The sequence below is a fragment of the Acinetobacter sp. 22301 genome, assembly GCF_052045285.1.
GTDB lineage: Bacteria > Pseudomonadota > Gammaproteobacteria > Pseudomonadales > Moraxellaceae > Acinetobacter > Acinetobacter pittii.
Genome location: NZ_JBQEOR010000001.1, coordinates 474,515 through 499,703, shown reverse-complemented (window position 1 = coordinate 499,703; position 25,189 = coordinate 474,515). Strand labels below are relative to the sequence as shown.

At 36.4% G+C, this 25,189-nt stretch carries 18 protein-coding genes and 2 pseudogenes; 2 read left to right on the top strand and 18 right to left on the bottom strand.

Annotated elements, in window-relative coordinates; all coding sequences use genetic code 11:
* Positions 1–32 precede the first annotated feature (32 nt).
* The 3 genes from ACTJJH_RS02340 to ACTJJH_RS02330 form a co-directional block, all read right to left on the bottom strand.
* On the bottom strand, positions 33–1,424 hold the full coding sequence (locus ACTJJH_RS02340; RefSeq protein ID WP_440600658.1) for an amino acid permease: 1,392 nt from the start codon (positions 1,422–1,424) through the stop codon (positions 33–35).
* Between the two features lie 104 nt (positions 1,425–1,528).
* Complete coding sequence (locus tag ACTJJH_RS02335; protein WP_440600657.1) at positions 1,529–3,097, bottom strand: CoA-acylating methylmalonate-semialdehyde dehydrogenase; 1,569 nt, start codon at positions 3,095–3,097, stop codon at positions 1,529–1,531.
* A 110-nt stretch (positions 3,098–3,207) separates the two neighbouring features.
* Positions 3,208–4,590, bottom strand: coding sequence for an aspartate aminotransferase family protein (locus ACTJJH_RS02330; protein WP_440600656.1), 1,383 nt, complete (start codon positions 4,588–4,590; stop codon positions 3,208–3,210).
* Between the two features lie 97 nt (positions 4,591–4,687).
* Between ACTJJH_RS02330 and ACTJJH_RS02325 the strand changes: the two genes are divergently transcribed.
* Positions 4,688–5,605, top strand: a complete 918-nt coding sequence (locus ACTJJH_RS02325) for a LysR family transcriptional regulator (RefSeq protein ID WP_440600655.1) — start codon at positions 4,688–4,690, stop codon at positions 5,603–5,605.
* Positions 5,606–5,746: 141 nt separating this feature from the next.
* Here the strand turns inward: ACTJJH_RS02325 and ACTJJH_RS02320 are convergent, their stop codons facing one another.
* The 6 genes and pseudogenes from ACTJJH_RS02320 to ACTJJH_RS02295 form a co-directional block, all read right to left on the bottom strand.
* Complete coding sequence (locus tag ACTJJH_RS02320) at positions 5,747–6,325, bottom strand: hypothetical protein (RefSeq protein WP_032035162.1); 579 nt, start codon at positions 6,323–6,325, stop codon at positions 5,747–5,749.
* Positions 6,326–7,685: 1,360 nt separating this feature from the next.
* Positions 7,686–12,950, bottom strand: a pseudogene (locus tag ACTJJH_RS02315) (two-partner secretion domain-containing protein); the annotation flags it as partial.
* Between the two features lie 24 nt (positions 12,951–12,974).
* Complete coding sequence (locus ACTJJH_RS02310) at positions 12,975–14,714, bottom strand: ShlB/FhaC/HecB family hemolysin secretion/activation protein (protein ID WP_440600654.1); 1,740 nt, start codon at positions 14,712–14,714, stop codon at positions 12,975–12,977.
* A gap of 355 nt (positions 14,715–15,069) precedes the next feature.
* Positions 15,070–15,162, bottom strand: a pseudogene (locus tag ACTJJH_RS02305) (hypothetical protein); the annotation flags it as partial.
* Positions 15,163–15,290: 128 nt separating this feature from the next.
* Positions 15,291–15,740, bottom strand: coding sequence for a DMT family transporter (locus ACTJJH_RS02300; protein ID WP_032035168.1), 450 nt, complete (start codon positions 15,738–15,740; stop codon positions 15,291–15,293).
* Between the two features lie 9 nt (positions 15,741–15,749).
* Entirely contained in the window at positions 15,750–16,184 is a 435-nt protein-coding gene (locus tag ACTJJH_RS02295) for a DMT family transporter (protein WP_001166490.1), read from the bottom strand.
* A 99-nt stretch (positions 16,185–16,283) separates the two neighbouring features.
* Here ACTJJH_RS02295 and ACTJJH_RS02290 point away from each other — a divergent pair, with 99 nt between their 5' ends.
* Positions 16,284–17,216: a LysR substrate-binding domain-containing protein gene (locus ACTJJH_RS02290; RefSeq protein WP_440600653.1), complete on the top strand. Its 933-nt coding sequence runs from the start codon at positions 16,284–16,286 to the stop codon at positions 17,214–17,216.
* A 37-nt stretch (positions 17,217–17,253) separates the two neighbouring features.
* Here the strand turns inward: ACTJJH_RS02290 and ACTJJH_RS02285 are convergent, their stop codons facing one another.
* The 9 genes from ACTJJH_RS02285 to ACTJJH_RS02245 all read right to left on the bottom strand — a co-directional run bounded on the left by ACTJJH_RS02285 (position 17,254) and on the right by ACTJJH_RS02245 (position 25,158).
* Positions 17,254–17,637, bottom strand: a complete 384-nt coding sequence (locus tag ACTJJH_RS02285; protein WP_440600652.1) for a hypothetical protein — start codon at positions 17,635–17,637, stop codon at positions 17,254–17,256.
* A 101-nt stretch (positions 17,638–17,738) separates the two neighbouring features.
* On the bottom strand, positions 17,739–17,936 hold the full coding sequence (locus tag ACTJJH_RS02280) for a hypothetical protein (RefSeq protein ID WP_440600651.1): 198 nt from the start codon (positions 17,934–17,936) through the stop codon (positions 17,739–17,741).
* Between the two features lie 280 nt (positions 17,937–18,216).
* Entirely contained in the window at positions 18,217–19,350 is a 1,134-nt protein-coding gene (locus ACTJJH_RS02275) for an OmpW/AlkL family protein (RefSeq protein WP_044102679.1), read from the bottom strand.
* Positions 19,351–19,592: 242 nt separating this feature from the next.
* Positions 19,593–19,733, bottom strand: a complete 141-nt coding sequence (locus ACTJJH_RS02270) for a hypothetical protein (protein WP_032003705.1) — start codon at positions 19,731–19,733, stop codon at positions 19,593–19,595.
* 158 nt (positions 19,734–19,891) lie between these two features.
* Positions 19,892–20,536 carry a hypothetical protein gene (locus ACTJJH_RS02265; protein WP_032035179.1) on the bottom strand — a complete coding sequence of 215 codons (645 nt, stop codon included), beginning with the start codon at positions 20,534–20,536 and terminating at the stop codon, positions 19,892–19,894.
* A gap of 99 nt (positions 20,537–20,635) precedes the next feature.
* A complete protein-coding gene (locus tag ACTJJH_RS02260; protein ID WP_032035181.1) occupies positions 20,636–21,160 on the bottom strand; it encodes a hypothetical protein in 525 nt (174 codons plus the stop codon).
* A gap of 72 nt (positions 21,161–21,232) precedes the next feature.
* The gene (locus ACTJJH_RS02255) at positions 21,233–21,778 is read right to left on the bottom strand and encodes a TetR/AcrR family transcriptional regulator (protein ID WP_032035182.1); all 546 of its coding nucleotides are present in this window, start codon (positions 21,776–21,778) and stop codon (positions 21,233–21,235) included.
* A gap of 762 nt (positions 21,779–22,540) precedes the next feature.
* Complete coding sequence (locus ACTJJH_RS02250; protein WP_032003716.1) at positions 22,541–23,443, bottom strand: bile acid:sodium symporter family protein; 903 nt, start codon at positions 23,441–23,443, stop codon at positions 22,541–22,543.
* Between the two features lie 74 nt (positions 23,444–23,517).
* A complete protein-coding gene (locus tag ACTJJH_RS02245; protein ID WP_440600650.1) occupies positions 23,518–25,158 on the bottom strand; it encodes an AMP-binding protein in 1,641 nt (546 codons plus the stop codon).
* Positions 25,159–25,189: the final 31 nt, after the last annotated feature.

The following is a 25,189-nucleotide window of genomic DNA, read 5'->3' as shown; positions in this document are numbered from 1 at the left end:
AAAAAAGAGACCATAAATGGTCTCTTTTTTAATTAATCCATATTCATGGCAACCGCTCTGGTTGCTTTACGCTTTCGCGTGACGAACAACCCACAAACAACCACAAGCGAAGTTACCCCTAAAGATAAAGTCGTTTCATAACTATAGGCCGGCGAGAAGAACATATAAGCCAACACACTTAAAATAATAATAATCACAAACCAAGTCAGCCATGGGAATAACCACATTTTAAATGGTATTTCCGCTCCAGCTGCCTCGAGCTTATGTCTTAAACGTAGTTGTGAGAACGCAATAACTAAGTACACCAGTAAAGCAATTGACCCTGTACTTGAAAGCAAAAAGCCAAATACTTTTCCGGGGAATACGTAATTGATAATACAACAAATCAAACCAATAAAAGTTGAAGAGAACACCGCAATTGCAGGTACGCCCGCATAATTGATTTTAGTTACTGCTTGTGGCGCTTCACTACGAGTGCCCAAACGAAATAGCATACGAGAGGACGTATAAATCGCAGCATTCATACAACTCGCAACGGCGATAAACACAACCGTATCAATGATGAGTTTAGTGCCCGGTACATTTAAGCTCATTAAAACGTATTGGAATGTCCCGTATTTCTGTAAATCTGGTGAACGCCAATCGACAAGTGAAACGGCAATAAACATTGAGACCACAAAGAAAAGGATAATACGGTACAACACTAAATTGGTAGCGCGTCTGATTTTCTGTTTAGGATTTGATGATTCCGCTGCTGCAATTGAGACAATTTCTACTCCAAAGAATGAAAATGCCGTAATTAAAATTGCCGATAAAATGCCTCCCATACCATGCGGCATAAAACCAGCGTTGTTATATAAATTGGCAACGCCGCTAACATTTTTAGCTAAAGGCCAAATACCTGAAATTGCCAAAATACCAATAATAATGAAACCAATAATGGCCACTACTTTAACTAGAGAAAACCAGAACTCAAACTCACCAAAACTTTTGGTACTAAAAAAGTTAGCTAAGCTTAAGAACACAATAAAACAAAATGCGTAAATAGAAACTGAAACGTTCGGAAACCACGAATGTAAAATTTCAGCACCTGCAATGGCTTCTACAGGAATCGCAAGCACCCAAAACCACCAATATAACCAACCAATGGTAAAGCCTGCCCAAGGACCAATCGCTTTACGGGCATATGTAGAAAATGAACCAGTGTCCGGCTCTAAAACGGCCATTTCACCTAACATTCGCATCACCAGAAATACCATAATGCTGGTAATGAGGTATGCAAGAATTACTGCTGGGCCCGCCTTGGCAATTGCAGAGGATGAACCGACAAATAAACCTGCACCAATAACACCGCCAATACTAATCATTGTGATATGGCGATTTGAAAGTCCTTCGCCTAATTTTTTTGTTGTATCATTATTCATATTTCAATCCTTAAAAATATATTTATAAAAACAATCTATTACATGTTTAAAATCCTACGATAATGAAAAAGGGAAAACTTATTGTTTTCCCCTTGTTGCAATAATTAATTTAAAGTTGGCATTGAAAATTGTTTTGCTTCACGGACTTGAGCAGACGGCCAACGTTGCGTAATGGTTTTACGGCGTGTGTAAAAACGGACACCATCTGGACCATAAGCATGTAAATCACCAAACAGCGAACGCTTCCAGCCACCAAAACTATGATAAGCCACAGGTACCGGTAAAGGTACATTAATACCGACCATACCAACTTGAATATGGCTGCTAAAATAGCGTGCTGCTTCCCCATCACGGGTATAGATACAAGTACCATTGCCATATTCATGGTCATTAATCAGTTGCATCGCTTCTTGCATAGTATTCACACGCATAACTTGCAGTACAGGACCAAAAATCTCTTGCTGATAACTGGTCATATTTGGTGTGACTTGGTCAATTAAAGTGGGCCCCACAAAGAAACCTTTTTCGTAGCCTGCCGGTTTTGCATCACGGCCATCTACCACAATTTTTGCGCCTTGCTGTTCCGCACTTTGGATATAGGCTTGTACTTTGTCTTTATGTGCTTGGGTAATCAGTGGGCCAAAGTCGTTGCTTGCATCTGCATAATTGCCGAACTTCAATTTTTTCATTTCTTGAGTCAGCTTATCAATCACGACATCGGCAACTTCATCACCAATGGCTACTGCTACTGACAATGCCATACAACGTTCACCTGAAGAACCAAAAGCTGCGCCTAACAATGAAGTGACTACGTTATCAATATCGGCATCCGGCATAATAATCGCGTGGTTTTTTGCACCACCTAATGCTTGGCAACGTTTGCCCGTTGATGTTGCGGTACGGTAAATATATTCAGCAATTGGTGTTGAACCTACAAAGCTGACTGCCTGAATACGTGGATGATGTAATAAAGCATCTACCGCTTCTTTATCACCATTCACCACATTAAACACGCCGTCAGGTAAACCCGCTTGTTTTAATAGTTCTGCAAGGTATAAAACCACAGAAGGTGCTTTTTCAGAAGGTTTTAAAATAAAGCAGTTACCGCAAACCAGTGCCATTGGGAACATCCACAAAGCCACCATAGCTGGGAAGTTAAACGGTGTGATTCCAGCGACAACACCTAACGGTTGGAACTCGCTCCATGAGTCGATATCTGGACCGACATTTTTTGAATATTCCCCTTTTAAAAGCTCTGGTGCACCGCAAGCATATTCAACGTTTTCAATACCACGTTGTAATTCGCCTTGAGCATCATGAGAAATTTTACCGTGCTCTTGTCCAATCAAAGCACAAATCTTTTCAGCATTTTGTTCTAATAGTTGTTTGAACTTAAACATGATACGCGCACGTTTAATGACTGGTGTATCGCGCCATGCAGGAAATGCTTGCTCGGCTACCTGAACTGCCTCATTTACGGTTTGAGCATCTGCAATTTCGACTTCTTTACTAATTTCACCCGTCGCAGGATTGTAAACTGGCTGTTTTCTTGCCGTTTTAGATACAATTCTTCCTTGAATGAAATGCCCTAGCACTTTTTTGGCTTGTTCACTATGCGTACTATTTTCAGTTGAAACTTCTTCATAGCTAAAATCTTCTAGGCCATTTGTCATTGTTGTTACTCCTTACTACAATTAGTTTTCAGATCAAACTGTATTTTTCATTTAGATTTTGAAGTTGGGTCTGTAGGCATTACAGATCCCAGTAAAATACCTAATAAACTTTAATTCACTTGATAAAGCGCATCGCCCACGGCATTCATTAAGCGGTCAATATCTGCTTCTGTACTGTTAAACATTGGGCCGAACTGAAGCGTGTCGCCTCCAAAGCGAACATAGAACCCTTCTTTCCAAAGTTTCATACCAAGCTCAAAACCTCGGATGGTGGCATCGCCATCACGCGGAGCTAACTGCAACGCACCAATCAAGCCACAGTTGCGAATATCTAAAATGTGCGGCGCACCTTTTAAACCATGCAGCATTTTTTCAAAAGTTGGTGCTAGTGCCGCAGATTGAGCTAATAAGTTTTTCTTCTCTAAAACTTCAAGCGCAGCTAAAGCAGCCGCACAAGCAACCGGATGTGCCGAATAGGTATACCCATGAGTAAATTCAATGGCATGTTCCGGCAAGTCTTGTTGCATAAAGGCAGAGTAAATTTCATGGCTTGCCACCACTCCACCTAAAGGAATGGCACCATTAGTCACTTGTTTCGCAAAGTTCAAAATATCTGGTGTTACCCCAAAGTACTCTGCTCCCGTCCAAGTTCCTAAACGGCCAAAACCTGTAATCACCTCATCAAAAATTAACAAGATGTCATGCTGATCACAGATCTCTCTTAAACGTTGTAAATAGCCCGTTGGCGGTACAATACAACCCGCCGAACCAGAAATAGGCTCCACAATAACGGCTGCAATATTTGAAGCATCATGTAGCTCAATTAACTTAAGCATTTCATTGGCAAGCTCTACCCCACCTGTTTCTGCACAACCTTTGGTAAAAGTTAAATTCGGCTGCAAGGTATGCGGTAAATGGTCTACATCCATAAGCTGACCAAACATTTTACGGTTGCCACCAATACCGCCTAAGCTTGTTCCAGCAACGTTTACACCATGATAGCCACGGGCACGACCAATCAATTTAGTCTTGCTTGGTTTACCTTTAATGCGCCAATAGGCACGTGCCATTTTAATAGCGGTATCTGCCGACTCTGAACCCGAGTTGGTAAAGAAAACGTGTTGTAGTTTTTCAGGCATATGCTGAACAATTTTATCTGCTAGCTTAAAAGACAACGGATGACCAAACTGAAAAGCTGGTGAGTAGTCGAGCTGACCTAATTGAGCACTCACCGCTTGTTGAATTTCGAGTAAGGTATGGCCTGCACCACAAGTCCATAGGCCTGAAAGTGAGTCATAAATTTCACGGCCCGAATCATCTATTAAGTACGACCCTTTTGCACCCACAATCATGCGCGGGTCTTTCGCAAAGTTTCGATTTGCAGAGAAAGGCATCCAGTGTGCCTGATAATTTATATGCATATTATTATTGGTTTGAACCGCGTCCAAAGTATGTTCAGAGTCGCTGAATTTATCCGTATCAAACATAACCATTCCTGTTTATTTTCAAATTATGGTTTGAGTGTACATAGCGTGATAAGTTTGATAAATTCAAATTATCTTGAGTTTAGATTTAAAAAAACAAAACTAAATGAAACCTAAAAAATTAAATCAAGTCACTGATTTTGATATTAAATTACTTAAAATATTTAAAACGGTTTGCGACTGTCATAGCTTTACATCCGCCGAAAGTATTTTAGGTATTAGCCGCTCTGCAATCAGTTTGCATATGAGTGATTTAGAAAATCGTTTAGGCATTCGGCTATGTCAGCGAGGCCGTGCCGGATTTGCCCTGACCGATGAAGGACGGGAAATTTTAGAATATATAGAAGTGCTCACCGCTTCTATCGAAGACTTTCGCTCCAAAATCAATCAAATGCACAACCGTCTAAAGGGTGAGTTTAATATAGGTATTATTAATAACCTTGTGACCATGCCAAGTGGCTACATTACCAATACGCTGGCACAACTTGCCGAAGAACATTCTGAAGTGATCATTAACATTAGCATGAGCACCCTTTCAGATATTGAGTGCCGTGTGCTAGATAACCGTTTACATGCGGGAGCAATTCCCCTTGTGACTCCGCTGTCTGGCCTAGACTATTTTGACTTATATAGCGAAAGTTCATTTTTATATTGCGGCAAAAACCATCCCTTGTTTGGCAAATGTAGCAAGATGGATTTAGATGAGTTAAAAACATGGCAAGCAGTCCTTCCTAATTATGCCATCACACCAGAAGCAGCAAAGTTGCATCAGCTTTTAGACTGTAAAGCGACAGCAAGTGACCGTGAAGGCATCGCATTTCTGATTTTAACTGGAAAATTTTTAGGTTTTTTACCCGACCACTATGCAAAAAAATGGGTTGAAGATGGTTTTATGCAAGCTGTTTCAAAGAAAAAAATGCATTACAGCACACCTATTTGTTTAATTACTCACAAGGGCAAAAATCATAATATTATTTTAAAAACCTTTATGGAGATGCTTGAGAAGCGGATTGTTGCGAGTTAAAAATCTTTACTATTTTTATGATAAAACGATTAAATTAATTTATCTTATTCCATTTTTTCTTACTTAATTCAAAATAAAATATTAAAAATAAGTATATTAGGAATTATTAATTCCTAATATACTTATTTAATTTTAAATTAATTAATTTTTATATAATAATCGCCCTGTTGTTAACTCTGCAAATAAATTTGACTCTTCATCACCCCTAACAGTTCCTTGACTAGAGTAAAAACCTAATTTCTTTCTATATCTTATTAAATAATCAAATAATGTTCCAAATTTTTTTACTGTATTATTGTTTTCATCCCACTCATAAACAATATCATTAATATCCTTTGTATACATGAAGAAAATATTAGCATGTTCATTCTCACCACAAATCTCAAAATATTGTTCTTCAGCTAAATTTAATTTCTCACCATTCTCTCTATAATTGATAGCAAGTTCCTCATCAGCCATTAAATTTTTTTGCCTTTGTATATTAAATCCAGCATTTCTATAATATCTATATATGTAAAAATTATCACCAAAAATCAATCCCCCTGAACATTTACCCATAGTTGTTAGCAACTCTTTCAATTGACCATGCACAGAAATATTATTTAACTTTTCAATTTCAATAATTTCTTTTTCAGAATAACCTTCAATCCGATCTAAATATTCAATAAAATTATTTCTTTGAGATCTAATTGAAGACAGCATTTTTATTAATTGATTCATAAAAAATTCCTTATGGATTTCTACGTGTCGAACCATGGTTAACTAACATTGAAAAGTTAGCGTTTTTTTCAACAAACATGTTAATTGTGCTACCACATCCTTGACAAGCACCCAAAGAGCTAGCAGAAGTATTTTGAATATTAAGAACGATACTTGTAGGCTGCTTCGAATTATGCTCCATTAAATAAGCCATTAATTTTTTTTCTGCATGATTTCCATTAAATTGATCACCATTTGGCATATTAGGCAGAATATCAGGGTTGTCCTTACGAATAACTTGATAAGTAACATTATTAATTGTTACTTGATCTGGCGCATTCCCATGCCATTTATCGGAATTCACTGCGAGATAGTGCTTAACACCACCACTATTAGTAACTTTAGCCGTTGCAATAGATAGATCCTCTGCTTGTGCAGAAGATTTTAGAAAAGGAATAATGCCTTGCTGTTGAGCTTCAATTTTATTTTTAGCTAGAAAACTTCTTATTTCATTTAACTCCGTTAAAGCTGTTCCTTTTAAATCTTGTACTCCTAAACGCTGTAAAGCAGCTTTACTAGCTTGCACACCAAATACTGAGAGAAATTTTGAAGCAACACTTCCTACACCAACCCCAATAAAGTTCTGTTCGGTATAGTCTGGAACAATTTTTCCTGTACCATGGTTCTGTATATAATTAGTTGTGCTTTGAGCAAATGCTTTTAACTCATCTGGGACAGTAATTTTTATTCGATTATTTTTAATTAAATCTGGATTAATATAATAATCACTACCTGTTATTTTTGTTGGATCATTAAATTGTTCATTTGTTGATAAAAACACTTTTAGTGGTTTATTAGTAGAAAAATCAATTACTTCAGTTTTTCCATTCTTCAATATAAGATTCGAATTTTGATACTGTTTTACAATTTTCTGTGCAGTCTCGAGATCTTTAAGTTGTTTTTCAAGTGTGCCGCTCCCGAAATATTGATTATTCTCGCTAGCTAATACCCATCCCTTAATTGTTTCATTTTTAAAATTTCGTCCTCTCGCATCTACCTCTGCAAAGGCAACCATTTGTAATATTTGATACCAGTATTCTTCTGTACCTGATGTATTTTGTTGCATTAATTTTTTAGCTTCATTTCTTAAAATTACTTTCTCTGTATTATGTAACTGTCTATTATTAGCTATTGCGATTTCAGCAGATTGTGTTGCTATATTAGTATCTAAACCAGTATAAGCAGCTACACCCGCTACGACTAATTTGGATAACTCTCTGAGTTTAGCCTGCTGCTTCTGAAACTCATCTAATGTCAAATTAGGGTCTGGGGCCTCTAATTGCTCAGCTATTATCTCTCCAAATGCAGAACCAAATGCAGCACTTCCGCAATCCTTATTTTGGATTGAGGCGCTAGCACAACCAGCTAGACCATGTAAAACCTTATGAATAACATAATTTGTATCAAGGGTATTACTTTCAAATACTTTAATCTGAGTCGATAAGTTTGCTTGAAGAGTTTTACTTAGTAAGTTTAAGAAATTACCTTCAAGTACTTCTGAAAAACTACCTCCCTGTATCCCTGTCTCTACTAAAGACTTACCAACTACTTGTGCAGTATCATTAATAAAATTAGTAAATTTATTTGGCGTAATCCCTGTCGAACTTAACGTATTGCTCCATGTAGTATTTATCCCATCCATTGCAAATTGTGTAACTGCAGCAACAGCCATGTTTTTTACAGTATCTTTAGAACCTAAATCCTTTAATGTCTTACCAATATCACCTTTATTATTAACTAGAGATATTACTGCTTGTGTTTTTAAACTTGTGAGGGCTGCTGTTCCCATGGAGCCCCAACTAATACCACCACCTGCTGCAGCTGCTGGCCCTGTACCTACTCCTGAAGTAAGAATAGTTACAATAATTACAATAATCGCTGCACCAGCTCCAGTTAAACCTTCTTGTTTATAGTCCCAGTCTTTTTGAGTTAGTAAAACTTTTTGCCAATCTACATCTTTTCGATTTACTAATTCTTTTAAATATTCGTTTCCTGGTTTTTTAGATAAATCAAGAATCGCATCACGTAGCTCTACCTTATTAGCATCTTTTTCACTAATTGGAACTTGCACACTCAAACCACCTGTAGCTTTAAAGGTAGGTAAAACTGGCCCATTAAAACTTGGTAATTGAGCAGTTTCAGTAATTGAACCTTTATCTTGCATTGACTGCCAGACTACAGAGTTTTTTTCTTTTTTTAGAGTTTCACTAACTGTAGAGGAAGCTCCTTCGAGCTGAATTGTTCCGCCCGCTTCTATGGTTGCTCCTTCAAGATAATTAAACTCAGTTCCTTTAAGTCGGGTATCAAAACCAGATTTAGTTGTAATATAATCAGCCGTTAAAACCGCAGGAATTTCTGATTTAATATCACGTGTATTTGTACTTTTACTATCATTATATTTAATGCCAACCCAAGTTTTTTTCTTCGTAATATCTGTTGTTTCCTGTCTAACATCATCGGCTGTAAGGAAATTTAAATCACCACCAGCTTGAATTGTAACTTTCCCCCCATTAGCCGTTAAGTTACTTGAATACATATCAATACTAGTACGATCTTTCCCTTTCATTTCCGCAGTATTTTTTCCTTCACTACGAATATTGATATCCTTAGCTACGATGTCAACTGATATCCCTAAAGATTTATTTGATGTTTTAACAGTGGTAATTCGTGTTTTTTTACCATACCATTTCTTTTGAGTTTCAGTTTGTTCACTTTTGTCATAACTATTATCAATTGCTACATCAAAAATAATATTTTTATTAGCTTCAATATTAATACTATTTGCTGAATCAATCCTTACCCCTTGTAAAACTAAATTGTCTGTCTTCTGCTGACCAGTTGCTTTGATTTTTACTCCTTTATAACCATTAATTTCGGTAGGGTTAACAGGACTACGCCATGAATAATTAGTATCTGTAGGTTTAGCAAATTCATATGAATCTTGAAGTGCATCAATAATTATTGAACTTTGAATTGTTCCTTGCTTAACACTATTTTCTTTATCACTATTGTATATGCCTTGGATATTATATGTCTCACCATTTAAAGTACCCATAGCCTCAATATTAACTTGGCCTTTTGCTGAATCAATCATTGCCCCGCTAATACTTACTCCTTTTGCAGCAGCAATATTAATATCATTATTATTAGATCTTAGTATTGGTTGCGCATGTTCATATCCTGTCAGCGATTGACTATATAGGGTTATCGCTTTATCAATATCATTTATTTCTTGTGGGTAAAGAATTGTAATTTTCCCTAACACCCATGCACCTAATTGAGGCAGCATTGGTCCGTTTGTAGTTCCGCTAATTTCAATTTTGACTAAATATTTACGCTCTAAGCTTTCTGCTAATTTTTTAGCCTCACTTACATTGAGCCCCAGTTCATTGGCACTGTGTAATCGTTTTTTTAAAATATCTAGAAGTTGGATATATTCTGGATCAGCAGCTAATTTATCATTTTCTTTTTGCAAATCTGTTTTAACAATCTTCAAATTATTAAGGTACTTAGTTGAAGATTGTTTATTTAAAGTATTTTTAATTCCACTAATGAAAACGTCCTCTTTAGTACTAACAATCTTAATATCTTTCTGTGCTGTTAACTGTGAACCTTGAATATCAACTTTAGCACCTTCTAAATTGATACCGCCATTTGCTGTATCCAACTTAACAACTTGTTCCGATCCATTTCCTTTAGCTCCTTCATAGCCTTTTAAGCTCAAAGTACCCGTTTTAGAAACAAGTTCAATATCACCTACCGCCTTTAGGCTATAAACTTTTGGGTCAATGGTTAAGTTAGAATTGGTTTGAATTGTTAAGTCACCATTCAGGCTATTTAACTTTGTATCATTCTTAAGTAAATCACTTCCGACCGCATTCAAGTTCAATCCAGTCTGACCTAAAATAAAACCACCCGCCTCTAATAAAACAGCCCCACCGGTTAAATTTGTATTTTGTAATACTTGGTTTCCTGTAGCCGTTACAGAGGTTACCCCTTTAGACGTTAAGTTTGTTACTTTATCCGCAATCCATTTGGTCGCTGGCGTATACTCAGCATTGCTATAAACTGTACGACCAGAGCTTACCGCCAGATGCTGATCGGATGTAGCATTCACGCCCTGTAAAGTCAGTAAATCTTTTGCATAGAGTTCCGTATTACCTTTTGACGTTAATACGCTATCGATAATTGTACTCATACCTGCTCTACTATTGATCGCAAGTTTACCAACAGTCGAGCTGAGGTCTGTATTTTGGATTTTAATATCAGATTTGCTATTTTCTATCGAAACGGTTTTTCCCTTTAGAACATTATTTACCGTTTTAAATCGACCCGTATCTCCAGTAACGACTACATCGGTATTCGCCTTTAGATTTATTCCATTATTACTCGAAACTAATATATCACCCTGATTCGCATTAACTTGTACCGATTGCAAGTTAACAGTGCCATCACCAATCGAGCCAAGCGTTACGCCTTTTAAACCACTAATAACGGACTGATCAGTTGTTAGTTCATCTTTATCAGCTGAAGGTATCGCCTTGGTTGTCTGGGTCGAGTTTAAATTTATATTTTTATTTGCGAGTATAGAAATCTTTCCAGCCGAAGATGTGGCCTTTAAGCTATTTGCAGTAACTCCACCAGCAAGTGCAGTTAGATTAATATCACCTTGAGCCTTGAGTGCCTGACTTAAAACAAGATCAGCAATTTCAGAACTCACATCAATATTCTTTTGTGAAGTCAGTTCACTATTGAGTGTTATTTGATTGGCATGTAGTTGAATACTGTCTTTATTCGAGATTTCTTTTGCCGTAACGGTTAAATTATTGGCTGCATCAAGCTGAACCATGCCCGTAATAAGTGGAAGTGCCTTGTCAGCATTGTTCCAGACCAGATCACGTCCACTATAGGCTTTAATGTTTTTAACACGTGTTGCAGCGTTTTCAAGTGAAAATCCAAGATTCTTTAGGTTTAGATCTCCTGAACTATAAAGGTTTAAATCTTTACCCGCATAAATCGTTCCACCTTGAAGATCAATGATATTTTGGGTATTAGCCGAATTTGCTTGTAAGTTGATTGAACCTAAAGATGCCTGTATATGATTCTCTGTAAGTGATAACTTACCATTACTTAAAACATTTAAATCTTTGGCAGCAATCAGTTTTGCGCCTTTGGCTGCAACCAAGTCTTTTTGTACTTGTATGGTTGCTGTACCACGGTTACTTTTGAGTTCTGACCCAGCGGCAAGATTGATATTCGCTGCATCAATATAGACATCTCCACCTTGTGAGTCATCCATAATGCGGGTATCAGCAGCCAGATTGATATTACCTTTGGCATTAACGATTAAAGGTGATGAAGCCAGGCTGCCGTTATTAATAATAATTTCTTTAGCATTTACATTCAGGTTATTACCTGAATCAATATTTAACATGCTATTACTGTTGATACTGCCTGATGAATTGATATCAGCAGCTGTACCAGTACCCGTTGTTTGTATGTTCACTAAACCTTGAGTTTTACTGGTCGAACTGATTGTACCGCTGTGCTCAATTTTTCCGGCACTGGTAATCACCAGATTGTTGACTGCCTGAATAGTCCCTGCGTTAGTCACGCCCAAACCTTTTTCAGTTCCCATCAAATAGATATTATTGGCGTACATCCCACCCAAAGCTTTAACATCTACAGCCAATGTCGGTGCGGTTCCTGTGCCAGTTTTAGCTGTAACATCCTGTAGATCTGCACTGACATTATTCGCCCCAGCAATGATCTGAATATCATTTTTGGCACGTAGTTCAGCACTAAGCTCTAATGCACGCGCATAGAGGTCTACATAATTTGCATCATTATTATTTCCCCCCAAACCAAATTTAGAATTAGGGTTCGCTGAAACCGTAATTTTTCCTTGGTCAATCGTAAACTGCTTGATACTGCCATCAGCATTTAACTGAGGTTTACCTGTGGTAAAAATTGCCTTGTTGGCATTAATAAAGCCAGCACCTTTAATGCTAATACCAGACGGGTTGGCAATAATCACATCTGCCATTTGCCCGGCAACTTCCAAGTTCCCTTCAAAACGTGAAGCGGCTGATGAATTTACTTCATTTAAAATAACTCGCGCTTCGCCTGTGGCTAAAAATGGGTTGGCTGCAACGTTTCCTACTGTTTTTGTGGTAGCACCTTGACGGCTGTTATTCAGGACGGCACCTTCAGCCAGTACATCAAACTGTTTATAAATATTATGGGATATCCCATTTTTTGGAGTTTGAATATTAACGACAGGAACGACTGTACCAGCTGAGTTCTTACCAGCACCAATCACTGCTCTATTCGCAGCATTTGCAGCACTATCCGCTACAATACCCGCATAGACAGGTGCTAAAGGCATCCACAAACTTATACTGGCAACCAGTGCTTTCACTTGCCAAAGTTGATGAAATGCCTGAGATTCAGTGTTATCAATATTGCTCTGGGCACTTGCTTCACTTTGACCCGATGTCTTGGTCTGGCTTCGTACATTTTCGGCCACGGCCACAAACATTTGACGTGCTTTGCTATAAATAATGCGATAACTATTCTTGTTCATGAATAAAGTCTTTTCTAAAGTAAATTAATAAGAAAGGTTGATACTAAAACCGGTAACCCAGTCTTTTTTTATGCTGTCAGGTGCGATCAGCCCCCGACCTGTAAAGGCATCCAGATAAAAACTATTTTGATAAGTACGTAGCCCTAAAACGCTTCCGAGTAAATAACGCTGACCCGGTATGCTATTGCGACCATTGACCCAGCCCTGATCGACTGCCATATAAAACTGGGTATTAGGAATTGGTGCATTCAAGCTGATTTCTTGCTGTAGATACTGCCCGTTATCTCCGGAAAGCATGAGCTCACCATCAAAACCTCGCACGCTATAGCGCCCACCAATATAGAAGCGGTCATTCGGTACTAAAATTTTAGGTGCATATTGTCCACGCCAGTTAAGACGGTATTGGGCGGGTTTTTCGAGCAAAAGGAATGGTGTGCTAAAGCGTAAATCGGCACTTAAAAGTGGAGCACGGGAGTAACCTTCAACAGGAAGATGGTTTCCATAAACATCGGTAATGTTTTCTTCTGGTGCAGTTCGGGCACCTACTCCCATCCCACGACGGTAATCGATGCTGCCGTCTAATACTGCATTTCCTAAATATTGACGGTGCTGAAACCCTAAATTCCAGCCTGAGGTTCTTCGGTGTAAGACATTAATTTCAATATCATCAATAAAACTTTGGCTTTCCTTATGATAAATCTTTCCATAGACACTGGTTTTATGTTGTCCACTACGGCTAATGACACGAGATAAATTCAGGTTGGCTTGCTGACTGTTGCCATGGTAAAGCAGTGGACCATTCCCCCCTAAGACTGTTTGCTTGTATTGATAGTCATTATAGCTAAGACCTAAATCATAATAACCAGCAGGCAACTGATAACTAATAAAGTAACTTCGGTTTAAGTCCTCATGGAAGTCATCTAAAGAATGACCCACGTTTAGCGATAAAATATCATTTAAATGAAATGGGTTATTGACACCTAACCCCATATTTCCCATATGGATACCAGTGTCCTGATTACCAGAGTCATCTACACTTAAATTGAAATTAACTTTTTGTAGTGGTTGAAGTTTGAGTATTAAATCGCTATGGCCCGTTAATTCTTTATCTTGAGCAGTTGCGGGAGTAATTTGCATATCTACCACATAGACACGTTTCAGGTTTTCTAGTCCCTGATCGAGCCTTTTTAGATTCACAATGTCGCCCGCTTTAAAGGGCAAGCCTGTCTTAATCTGTAATGATGAAATTTTCCCTTCTTGTATAACAATCTTATTTAAGCGACCGATTTGCACACTCAGGTTTAAATTACCCTGATTTAAGTCTTGCGGACTCACGACAATTTGACTGGTAATAAAACCCTTTTTTAAAAGTTCGTTTTGGGCATAGTTCACGATGTTATGTAAACTTTGGGTACCAATACATTTATCCAAAATATTCTGTGGGTGTTTTTTTATGGCTTTAACCACAAAGTTAAATTGCTGTAAGTCAGATTCCGACTGACCAATTAAAGGGATAAGAGTAATTTCTTTAACCGCTACACATGGGCTTTCTTCAACAACCAGACGCTTAAAGTCCTGTAATGGCTTGGTGTTTTGGTAAGGAGTTTGCTGAGAAATCTGGTCTTGTAATTGCTGGTTAAGCTCTTTTAAACGTTGATCTTGAAGCACCTGACTGGGCAAAGAAACATCTTCGATGGCATAGACATATTGGTGAAAACCCGCAAAAAGAATAATAGAAGAGGTTATAAAATTTCTAGTTAACATCTCATATACAGAATTGTACGTATAAGAACTTTATTTTACACAAAAAAACATATTATTCAATTTTTCTTTATATTTGAATAATATGAAATTTATCAGAATTAAGTAATCTTCTTCTATTTAAGCTATATTCTTTAGAATTGGTGAAGATCTTGTTAGCATCTAGATGATCTTAGATAGAAAAATTTCTACAATATTATTAATCTTCGCTACAATATAAATTATTTTTAAAATCAATTACTTTAATTAATCTCTTACAAAAGATTCACAAACCTCTACTTTTATTTAATTCATTTGAATATAAAGCTGAATTACTAAACAACTTTATGGAGATGCTTGAGAAGCGGATTGTTGGTGGTTAAAAATCTTTGTTTTTTAATGTATTAAGCTCAAATATCGCATTTTTATATTCAAGATATGCTTTTTCACTGATTAGAACTAAAGAGTCTTTCTTTCTCGACAGCAACTTCTTTCATTTATCAAAGTACTTAAAATATGAAGCATAGCCTCATTATTAGTGGGCTTTACGACTAACAATGAGACCTATATTAATTTCAATCTTAAGCTTTTATTACCCTTCTACCTTTTATCCTTACTGCTTGAATAAATAAAATATAAAGCAATCCCTAAGCAAATTAACGCTCCTAATCGATACAGTGAAAAAGGAAGCATTTCATTACCAAACCAGCCAAAGTTATCAATCAAGATACTCATCAAAAGTTGCCCAAAAATTACTGCCACCGTAGCAACCGCAGCTCCAATTCTTTGTACGGCCAATACCATAATGACAATATAAGGCACTCCACACATAGCACCCAACAACTGCCATTTAGGAACATCTAACAAGGTTAAGGTGTGTTTCGGTTCAAAGTAAAAAATAAGAAGAGCCGTAATTAAAGCACCGACCGAGAAAGTCAAAAAAGCACTACGGAAAACACCAACTTTTGCTCCAAGTTGACCATTAATTGCGGCCTGTACACTCAATAAAGCACCACCGATGACGGCGAGAAGAATCATTAAAATTGTCATGCGGGTCTCCTATGCTTTTGCGACAAGTACAAGTGCAGCAACAATAAAGATGAGTGCCAAAATTCGTTTACGGTCTACCTTTCGGTGTGGAGTCCCCAACAAACCATAGTGGTCGATGATCAGGCTTTTAGACACCTGACCCGCTAAAATGCCTATCATCGTCATGGCAATACCGATAATTGGAGTGGTAATGGTCAAAATAATGACGTAAGCAGGCCCTAAAACACCACCCAGTAATTGCCAAGATGGAAGTGTAAAAAATGAAGGACTATTACGTGGACTAAAAAACAACATGAGTAAAAAGGTAAGTGCTGCACCCACACCAAAAATACTAAAGGTGGCCCATAACTCACCCACTTCCTTTCCTAACGGTCCTAAAAGCCCTGCTTCGACCGATAGCCCCATTCCCCCTAAAATGGTTAGGAGTAGTAATAGAATTTGCATCTACATTGCCTCATCTGTATCTAGGCAACGAATACTAAGGTAGCCAATTCATCAGAAAAACAGCATAATCCATGAATCACTTTTGCAGAAATTGCACAAATGAATTTAACAAATTCGATTGATATACGCACGCTTCGCTTCTTTATTAGTGTTTACAATGCTCAAAACTTCTCAAATGTAGCACGTAAAGAAGATGTGTCTGCCTCCATGATTTCTCGAACCATCCAGCAGCTTGAAGATGCGTTGGGACAGCAACTTTTCTACCGAAATACACGAGCAATCACACCCACCGAATCGGGCAAATTATTTTTTGAATATGCAAAAAGAATTACCGAACAATTTGATGAAGCTCAAAAGGCTTTACAAGATAAAACTATAGAACCATCGGGACTCGTCCGAATTAATGCCCCTGTGTTTTTTGGTCAACGGCATATTGCACCATGGTTGGCGGGTTTATCAGAGCGTTATCCAAGGCTTCTAATAGAACTAATACAAACCGATGAATTTATAGACCCATTACGCGAAAGCACAGATTTAATATTTCGTATTGGTGCACTGATTGATTCATCATTTCATGCACGTATTTTTGGTACACAAAAATACCATTTGGCAGCATCTCCTCAGTATGTTGCCAAATACGGTACGCTTGATCACCCAACAGAACTTAATCAGCACAAATGCCTTGTATATAAAGGTTTTGAAGGTCCTAACCGCTGGTTAGTGAGAAAGTCCAATGAAGAATGGGTACATTATCCAATTACTCCCTTGCTGTCTTCAAACAATGCCGAGAGTTTAATGACGGCTGCGCTTCATGGCATGGGGATTGTTTTATTTCCTGATTGGCTGATTGGCGAAGCTTTAAAACAAGGACACTTAATCAAGCTTTTACCTGAATATGAAGTCGCGATTAAATCACAACCCCAGCATATCGCAGCCATTTATCCCAATGTCCGCCATCCACCACTCAACATTAGAGCTGTGATAGATTATTTTGCAGAAATCTATGGAGACACACCGTATTGGCAGAATTAGTTTTTGATTTATAACAAATCTTAAAGACTAAGGTGTATCAATGTTTTCCTATTCTTATACGAAAACTATGAGGACTTACATCCGTAATTTTAATCGTATATAGATATTTAAGCTGTTCTTGCTCTTTTCTCATATCAATTTCAACTATCCCATCAGCTTTCTCACCAGTTATATCAACCTTATAAGAGTAAGCTGGTCGCTTAGGACTAGAATAATGGTCCGACCCAAAACTACGGATACTATAACTTTTAATTTGTCCAAATTTCTCACTTATAGCTTTATCAGTATATATCACTGATTCAACTCTTTGAATATTTCCCTTATTGTTAACAACTAAATACCCACCACTAAAAATAAGAAAAACTATAGTTAGTAAAGCAATGTACCGTTTTTTCTTTAAATCTTTAAATTCTATAAACATGTATTTTTATCAATCTTCAGGAGTAAATATTTTTCAAAGTTCAAACACTTAAAAATTTATAAAGCGATTATTATTAACAAATTCTTACCCAAAAAAATACTTTAATCTTTTTTTATTTCAGTATCGCTAAGTTCAATGTTAAAAGGCTGTGTTAGATAGAGATGATCTATATTTTTATTTGTTAATGGCTTGAACTTAGCTTCCTTTACAGCCTTAAGTATTTTTTCATCTAAATGTTGAAATCCACTACTTTTTTTTAAATACTCTTCATGTCGTCCATCTTGATAAAGTTTAATCAAAACTTAAGCATAGGCATATTTAGGCTCTGACTTTAAATCATTTTTATTATCTGCAAGCACAACAGTATTTGAAATAGCAAAAACTAAAAATAGTAAAATAGCTTTCATAATATAATATTTTCTTTATTTTTCAGAAGGTATATCTTATAGGTTTAATATCATTTTTAAAAGTAAAAACCCCACCAATAATAAATATTTAGCAGGGCTTTTCTATTTCAGCAAATAGGTTAGAGTAAATCGTAAAGTTTCCTAAACGATAAATTATATTTAAATGAGGATATTAAAAGCGATAACCTACACCTAGATATGTAATTAAGGGATCAATATCAACTTTGGTTGAGGCATGAATTAACTGTTTACCTGTTTTGCTATCAATCACATCAATATTTGCACGGTTATTTAACTTTGCATAGGACACGGAACCAACAGCATACCAATTTGGCGTGATGTCATAAGTAGCTCCTAGACTCACAATTGGTGCAATCGCATCAGTCGTTTTAACTCGAACATACGGATTTGCACTTGAAGTTTTACCATCTAATGCAGCGCCAGCATTGTTATCTAGAACATTTTGAATCATATGCCCCGCAGCAATTAAGTCAGAATTAATTTGGTCGTTTAACTTAATGTTAGAAAAGCGTGAATACATAATTCCAGCACCAACATATGGACGAAATTTATTTACTCCTGCCTTTCCAAACTGATATTGAGCTTCTAGTGCTGGAGTCCATGCACGTACCGTAGCAGCTTTAGATTTATTACCGAGGTTAGTGATCGGAATGTCTTGTAATAAATCAAGTTTATCCCCTATAACCAAAGCAGCTAACCCTTCAGGATTTGCAAAACCAGATAACGGTGCGTTGATTTCTCCTTTCCCCTTAATATCAACTTTTGGAGGAATCCCACCGATTAACTGTAAAGACACGTTCTCATTCACATAGTAATTGAACATTAAACCTAGAGTGTCTACGTCTTCTGCTTCAAGCCCTGTACCTTTACCTTCCCATTGCTCTAGTCCTTTAATGGTTGCCGTACCCGTGATATCTGGCGAAACCATGTCATTTTCATCTACAAGCCCTAATAACTGACCAACCGATTGTTGTTGATTGCCGTTTTCATCGACTGGATGACTAAATACCATATCGAGAACTTCTTTGGCATTTTCCCCAGTTGATAATGTTGCATTAGGGTCTATTGATTTCATAAATGCTGAAGTAGAAATAGTTCCGACTTTGGCAGTGGTTCCATTTGCTACAGCAGTATTTATATTGAATGGATTTGCTTTCCCTTGTGGCATGACATGCAACCATCCAGCAGATACAGAAAACCGTTTAAATTCTGCATGAGCTGTTTGAGTTCCCGTTACAAAAGCCACGGCGAGCAGATTTCCGCCTATTACTTTTAAAATATCCATTTTATTTCCTTTATTTTATTTAAGAGGTTTCCATTAACCCCTTCATTTAAAATAAAGATTTTTTTAACTTTTGGTAAAATTTTCCGACAAAAAGCATTATAAAACAATATATTAATTTTAATTAATATATTTTAATTGATTGAAAAATATACAATATAAATGAGTTTTCTATGGAAATTTATAAATTTAAAAAAGCCCACCTTCCGATGAGCTTTTTATTTAATTAAAATTAACGGTATGTATTAGGCGTTAAATTCTGCTAATACAAAGTTTTTTACTATTTCATCAAAATTAGGTTTCAGAAGAGTTGGCTTGCTATCTTTTATAGTTTTATACCAATAACTCGCTGCAACTCCCATACTAATCAAAGCTAACAATTTCATTGCTCACCTCACTTATTGGGAAGAGTGAAACTTAAAGTATCATTCGCGTTTGTAGCGTTCCAACTCGTTTCAGAGAGTTTTCTGTATATTTTTTAAGCAATGTGTAAGGCAAATTAAGCTTTCAAATTTGACATGCTAGGCTTGCAAATATTTATTGGTTATTCAATTCCCATTCTTTTTTTAATCTTAGCCTTTATTCTTTCTGAAAAAGCTTTTTGCTTTTTCAGAATTCGCTCATTGATCTCTTCATTTTCATTAACCCCCATTTCCAAACGTAAATCTTTTTGTAAATCCATAGCCTTCAGGCCATATTGATTCATGAAATCCATTAACTCAAACTGAATTTTCATTCTTTCTTCAGGGTTTGCATACCACCTATCAATCTCATCATTTAAATAAAAAAAATCTTCTGAAAATTGCATTGTGAAATCTAGAATTTTTTCTTTTGTTTCTGGTTCGGAAATAAAACTTGATTCATGAAAGGATGTTGTTAATTGTCTGTATGAAGCAACAAATCTATCTTTAAACTCATTCTTTTGACTATCTATATCTTCGTTATTTTTAATTATTATATAAGAGCTATAAACCAATATAAAACTATACCAATTTCTGATTAGCTCTAAATATATATCTCTTCTAGCTTCTGCTAACTTATCTGCTTTATGTGCTTTTAAAGTAGCTCTTGCGGTTAACCATATCGAAAAAAGTAAAGCTCCTCCACTTACAATAGCAGCCCATAAAGCATAATTAGCTTGAATTTGTGCACCTTGAATTGTTGCAGCTGCTGAAATCAGTTCATCCATAAGATTTAAAATTTAGTTTTTAATAATCAGAAATATAACATAAAAATACAATAGTAATTTCTTCTAGCTCTATGGAAATTTATCTTCATATATTTACTACTAAATAGATCTGTACATAGCAATTTTTTTACATGCTTCAAGTAAAACCTCTTGAGAAGTAAGCATTGGATGTAAGTCATTATCAAATATTGTTTTGGGTTGTAATGCTTTATCTAATTCGAATTTAGTTACAGCATAATTATCCTCATTTTCAAAATATGCTTCATAAATGAAGGAAACTTTCCATATCTCTCCTTTAAAAATATCTACATTATTTTTAAAATCAATATTTCCAAGGCAATTTTGTAGAAATATTAATTTAGCAAGAACTTTAACCTTATGTGAGTTAAACTCTCTTATCCTTAATTGCATATCTTTAACATTATCAAAGTTTAACTTCTCCAAATCATGGAAAATTTTATTTAATTCAAAAAACTCTATTATTAAATTTTTTGCTTCTAAAGAAAGTAATTCCTTACTTTTTTGTTTATGCCAAATATAATAAACAAAACCTGTTATACATATAGGCACTAATAATTGAAGAAATTTAATAGAAATATCTAAATTAGATGAACAATAATCCATATTAAAATCAACTGCTAAAAACTTAATTCTCAGATTAATTACATCACCCAAATTAAAAAAATGGAATAACTTTTATCTGAAAAACCTCCCCACCACCACATCCCTTTCCTCCAAACTCTTTGAGATTAAAATTTGAAACATCAATCCATCAATCAAATTTAAAACCATGTCAGCACTTGGTTTTAATGCGTGAGTTTCCAAACTAAAAACCAGATCAAAAAGCTCTTTAAGCAGCCATTTTCTATATTCAAGCGCTATACGGTAGGCTTGCGGGTAAATCTGTTTAGTTTCAAAAATGGCTTTAAGTAATAGATAGTACAGGCTATTAAAATTGACATGTAAAATAATAATCTCTTTGAGTTTATCGCTTGAGGTTCGGTAACGGCTTGAGTAAATAATTGCCAGTACTTCTTCTTTGAGTTTGCTTTTTTGAAAGGATACGCACATTTCAATAAGTCGCTGTTTTGAGTGAAAGTAGTTATAAAAAGTGGCTTTAGGAATTTTGGATTTTTTGACAATTAAGTCCACACCCGCATTGTGAAATCCATAGATATTAAACAGCTCTATTGCAGTATGAATAACCTGTAATTTTTTGGAAGATCTTTCTAAAGTTGGCATCGTTTTACCGTTATAAATTCTTGTTGTTTCTAAAAGAGATTAAAAAGCCTGTACCTTTTCTGGGAGAAAAAAAGGCACAGCAAAGCCGTAAAGACTGTGCTTGGCACATCTCAAGTTTTATTGTTGCTAAGTTTTAGACGTAATGATTTAAAGCCTGAAAAGCCTATGGCCCATCAAACTGCTTTAAAATTTTAAGTTGTGTCGAGATAGATTTTGACAGTGACTGCCAATAATTTATGAATGTGCATAGCCAACTCCTTCTTTTGGGAGTTCTGCCAAAGCATTATAAATTATGGTGGCAGAACGGAAGCAGGTTGACGGACTGGGTTCGACATCCAGCACACCCGAAGGTGTCCCACTCCCGTCCTACCGCTACGGGAGGGAACGAGGTGTGCACACAAGACTATTCCTCAGAAGAAATAATCCTGATGTGGTCGATCATCGGTCCGTCAAAACCGACTGGCAATGTAGGCCAGCCCGCAAATGGTAATCTTCAATATTTGAGCTGTCAATGTGAAATTGGCTAGAAATTATTTAATTAAATTATTGTTTTTCATTTAATTACATAATTAAGGAAAACCTTAAATATTGGCTTAACAATTTGCTTTTATAACAGCACTCTAACGCTTTCTTTTTATTGTGACTGCGCTTACTCTGCCATAAATATTTTAAATTTTGAGAATAAAAAAGGAGGTATTGGCCTCCTCTTTTAATTCAAACTCTCAACATCTGGTGGTAATTAAATACCTTTATCTGCCAGTATTACTGAAGATTCTTTGAGTATGTTTTAGGTGATATTTGTGTGATGTCTTTCTTTTCTAGACGATTTAACAATGTGCCAAAGATTGCGGCAACAATGTACATAAATAATGAATAAACTGCTGCTGGCATAGCGGCCATACTGCTTGCCATTACTGTAAAAGCAATGGTCATGGCTAAGGTACTGTTATGAATTCCTATTTCAAACGCGCAAGCTTTTGCCTGAAAGCTATTTACACCCAATAATCTTGGAACAAAATAGCCAACCATTAAACTACATACGCAAAACAGCAAAGTTGCCAATCCAATTTGTCCAATATACGTCATCAGATTTTGATAATCTCGTGCAACTGCTAATATGATGATCGATACGAGAAAAACGATAGCAAAGATACGCACAGGTTTATTGAGTTTTTCAGCCGTATGCGGCGCAAAATGACGAACTAACATCCCGATCCCAACGGGCACTAAAATAATAAGAAAAACCTGTATGATTTTAGAGAATTGCAAACCTACATTTTGTCCATTTTCCATAAAGTGTTGTATTGCAAAATTCACGATTAATGGAAGTGTAAAGGCAGCAATGACCGAATTTATAGCCGTTAAAGTAATATTTAAAGCGATATCTCCTTTATAGAGATAACTAAATAAGTTAGCTGTTGGCCCGCCCGGTGATGCAGAAAGGAGCATTAATCCAACAGCAAGCATGGGTGGTAAAGCAAGAACCTTACAAATAATAAATGCAATACCGACTAAAATAACCAGTTGGCAAAATAATGCGATAAAGACGGCTTTGGGGTGTTGTCGTACGCGTTTAAAGTCATTTATGGTCAACTCTAAACCCAAACCTGCCATAATAATTGCGAGTGCAATTGGTAAAAATACGGTAATTAATCCTGAACCCATAATCTCATTCCTTTTTTCATTTATTTATGGAGCTTCTAGTCCCATACGCTTATGTTTTTAATTAAAAGTTTTTATTAAACCTTTAGTTCTTTTCTTAAAATTTTACCCACATTCGACTTGGGTAATTCATTGATAAATTGAATATAGCGTGGTTGTTTGTAGCCAGTCAGGTTTTCTTTTGCATAGATTTGGATTTCTTCAACCGATAAAGAGTCATCTTTTTTGACAATAAAGGCTTTCGGCACTTCACCCGATTTTTCATCTGCAATGCCAACCACGGCGACTTCTAAAATTTTTGGATGTTGGGCTAAAACTTCTTCAATTTCGTTCGGAAAAACATTAAAGCCTGAAACTAAAATCATGTCTTTTTTACGGTCAATAATTTTGGTATAGCCTTTTTCATTCATAAAGCCAATATCACCCGTTCTAAAGAAACCATCAGCAGTCATGACTGCTTTCGTTTCTTCAGGTAAATTCCAATAACCTTTCATGACCTGCGGGCCACGAATTGCAATTTCTCCAGTTTCACCGGGCGCTAATTGGTGTCCTTCATCATCCAAAATTGCAATATCCGTGCTCGGTACAGGAATACCGATCGTGCCACTAAAAGTATTAGAGATTGGCGGGTTAAAGGTCGCAACAGGAGAAGTTTCTGATAAGCCATACCCTTCACGGATAATACGTCCTGTCAGTTTTTCCCATCCATCGGCAGTGGATTTCAAAATTGCCATACCGCCGCCTGTGGTAATTTCTAAACGGCTGTGGTCCAATTTATTAAAGCCTTCATGATTAATCAGTGCATTAAATAAAGTATTTACAGCAGGAAAAACCGTAGGTCGATATTTTTCAAAACAATGCACGAGAGTATCTAAATCACGCGGATTTGGAACTAAAACAGTGGCATATCCTTTATTCATTGCACTGTGCAATAAACAGACAGTAAAACCAAAAATATGATAAAGCGGTAAGGCACAGATCGCTATTTCATCTTCAAAAGCATCTCGGTCACCAAAGTAGCTTTTAAAAACCACATTATTTTGTAATAAGTTGGCGACAATATTTTTATGGGTTAATTCTGCGCCCTTGGATACACCTGTTGTTCCACCCGTATATTGTAAAAGCACAGTATCCTCAAGAACAAGCTTAGGACGTATATAGTCTTGGGCATTTGTCTTCAATAAGATTTGCTTAAAAGCGTATTTTTTAGAATCTAAGGTGTCTAATTCAGTAGGTTGCTCGACCAACATTTCAGTCATGGTGGTGGTAATAATTTGTTCAACCGCCACTTGCTCTTTGACAGCGTCATAAACAGGTAAAAACTGCTCTAATATAAATAATACTTTTGCGCCTGCATCATTTAATTGATGCTTTAACTCACGTGCTGTATAGAGGGGGTTAATATTGACCAGAATGTAACCTGCACGAATGACGGCAAGTGAAATAATTGGGTACTGAATAATATTGGGCATCATTACGGCAACACGTGTACCTTTTCCTAGCCCTAAACTTTGCAAGAATGTTGCTACTTGTCGACTATATAAATCAATTTCAGCATAAGAAAAAGATTGATCTGCAAATATAAAAGCCTTTCTTTGCTGGAACTTATTAAAACTGTTGTCCCATAAATCGAGAAGTGAAGTTTGTTCATCCGGCAATGTAATCGTACTTTCTATATTCCATTGCTTATATTCATCTAACCAGATCTGATTTGTCATCTTATTGTCCTTTTATGAGAGGGAGAAATGG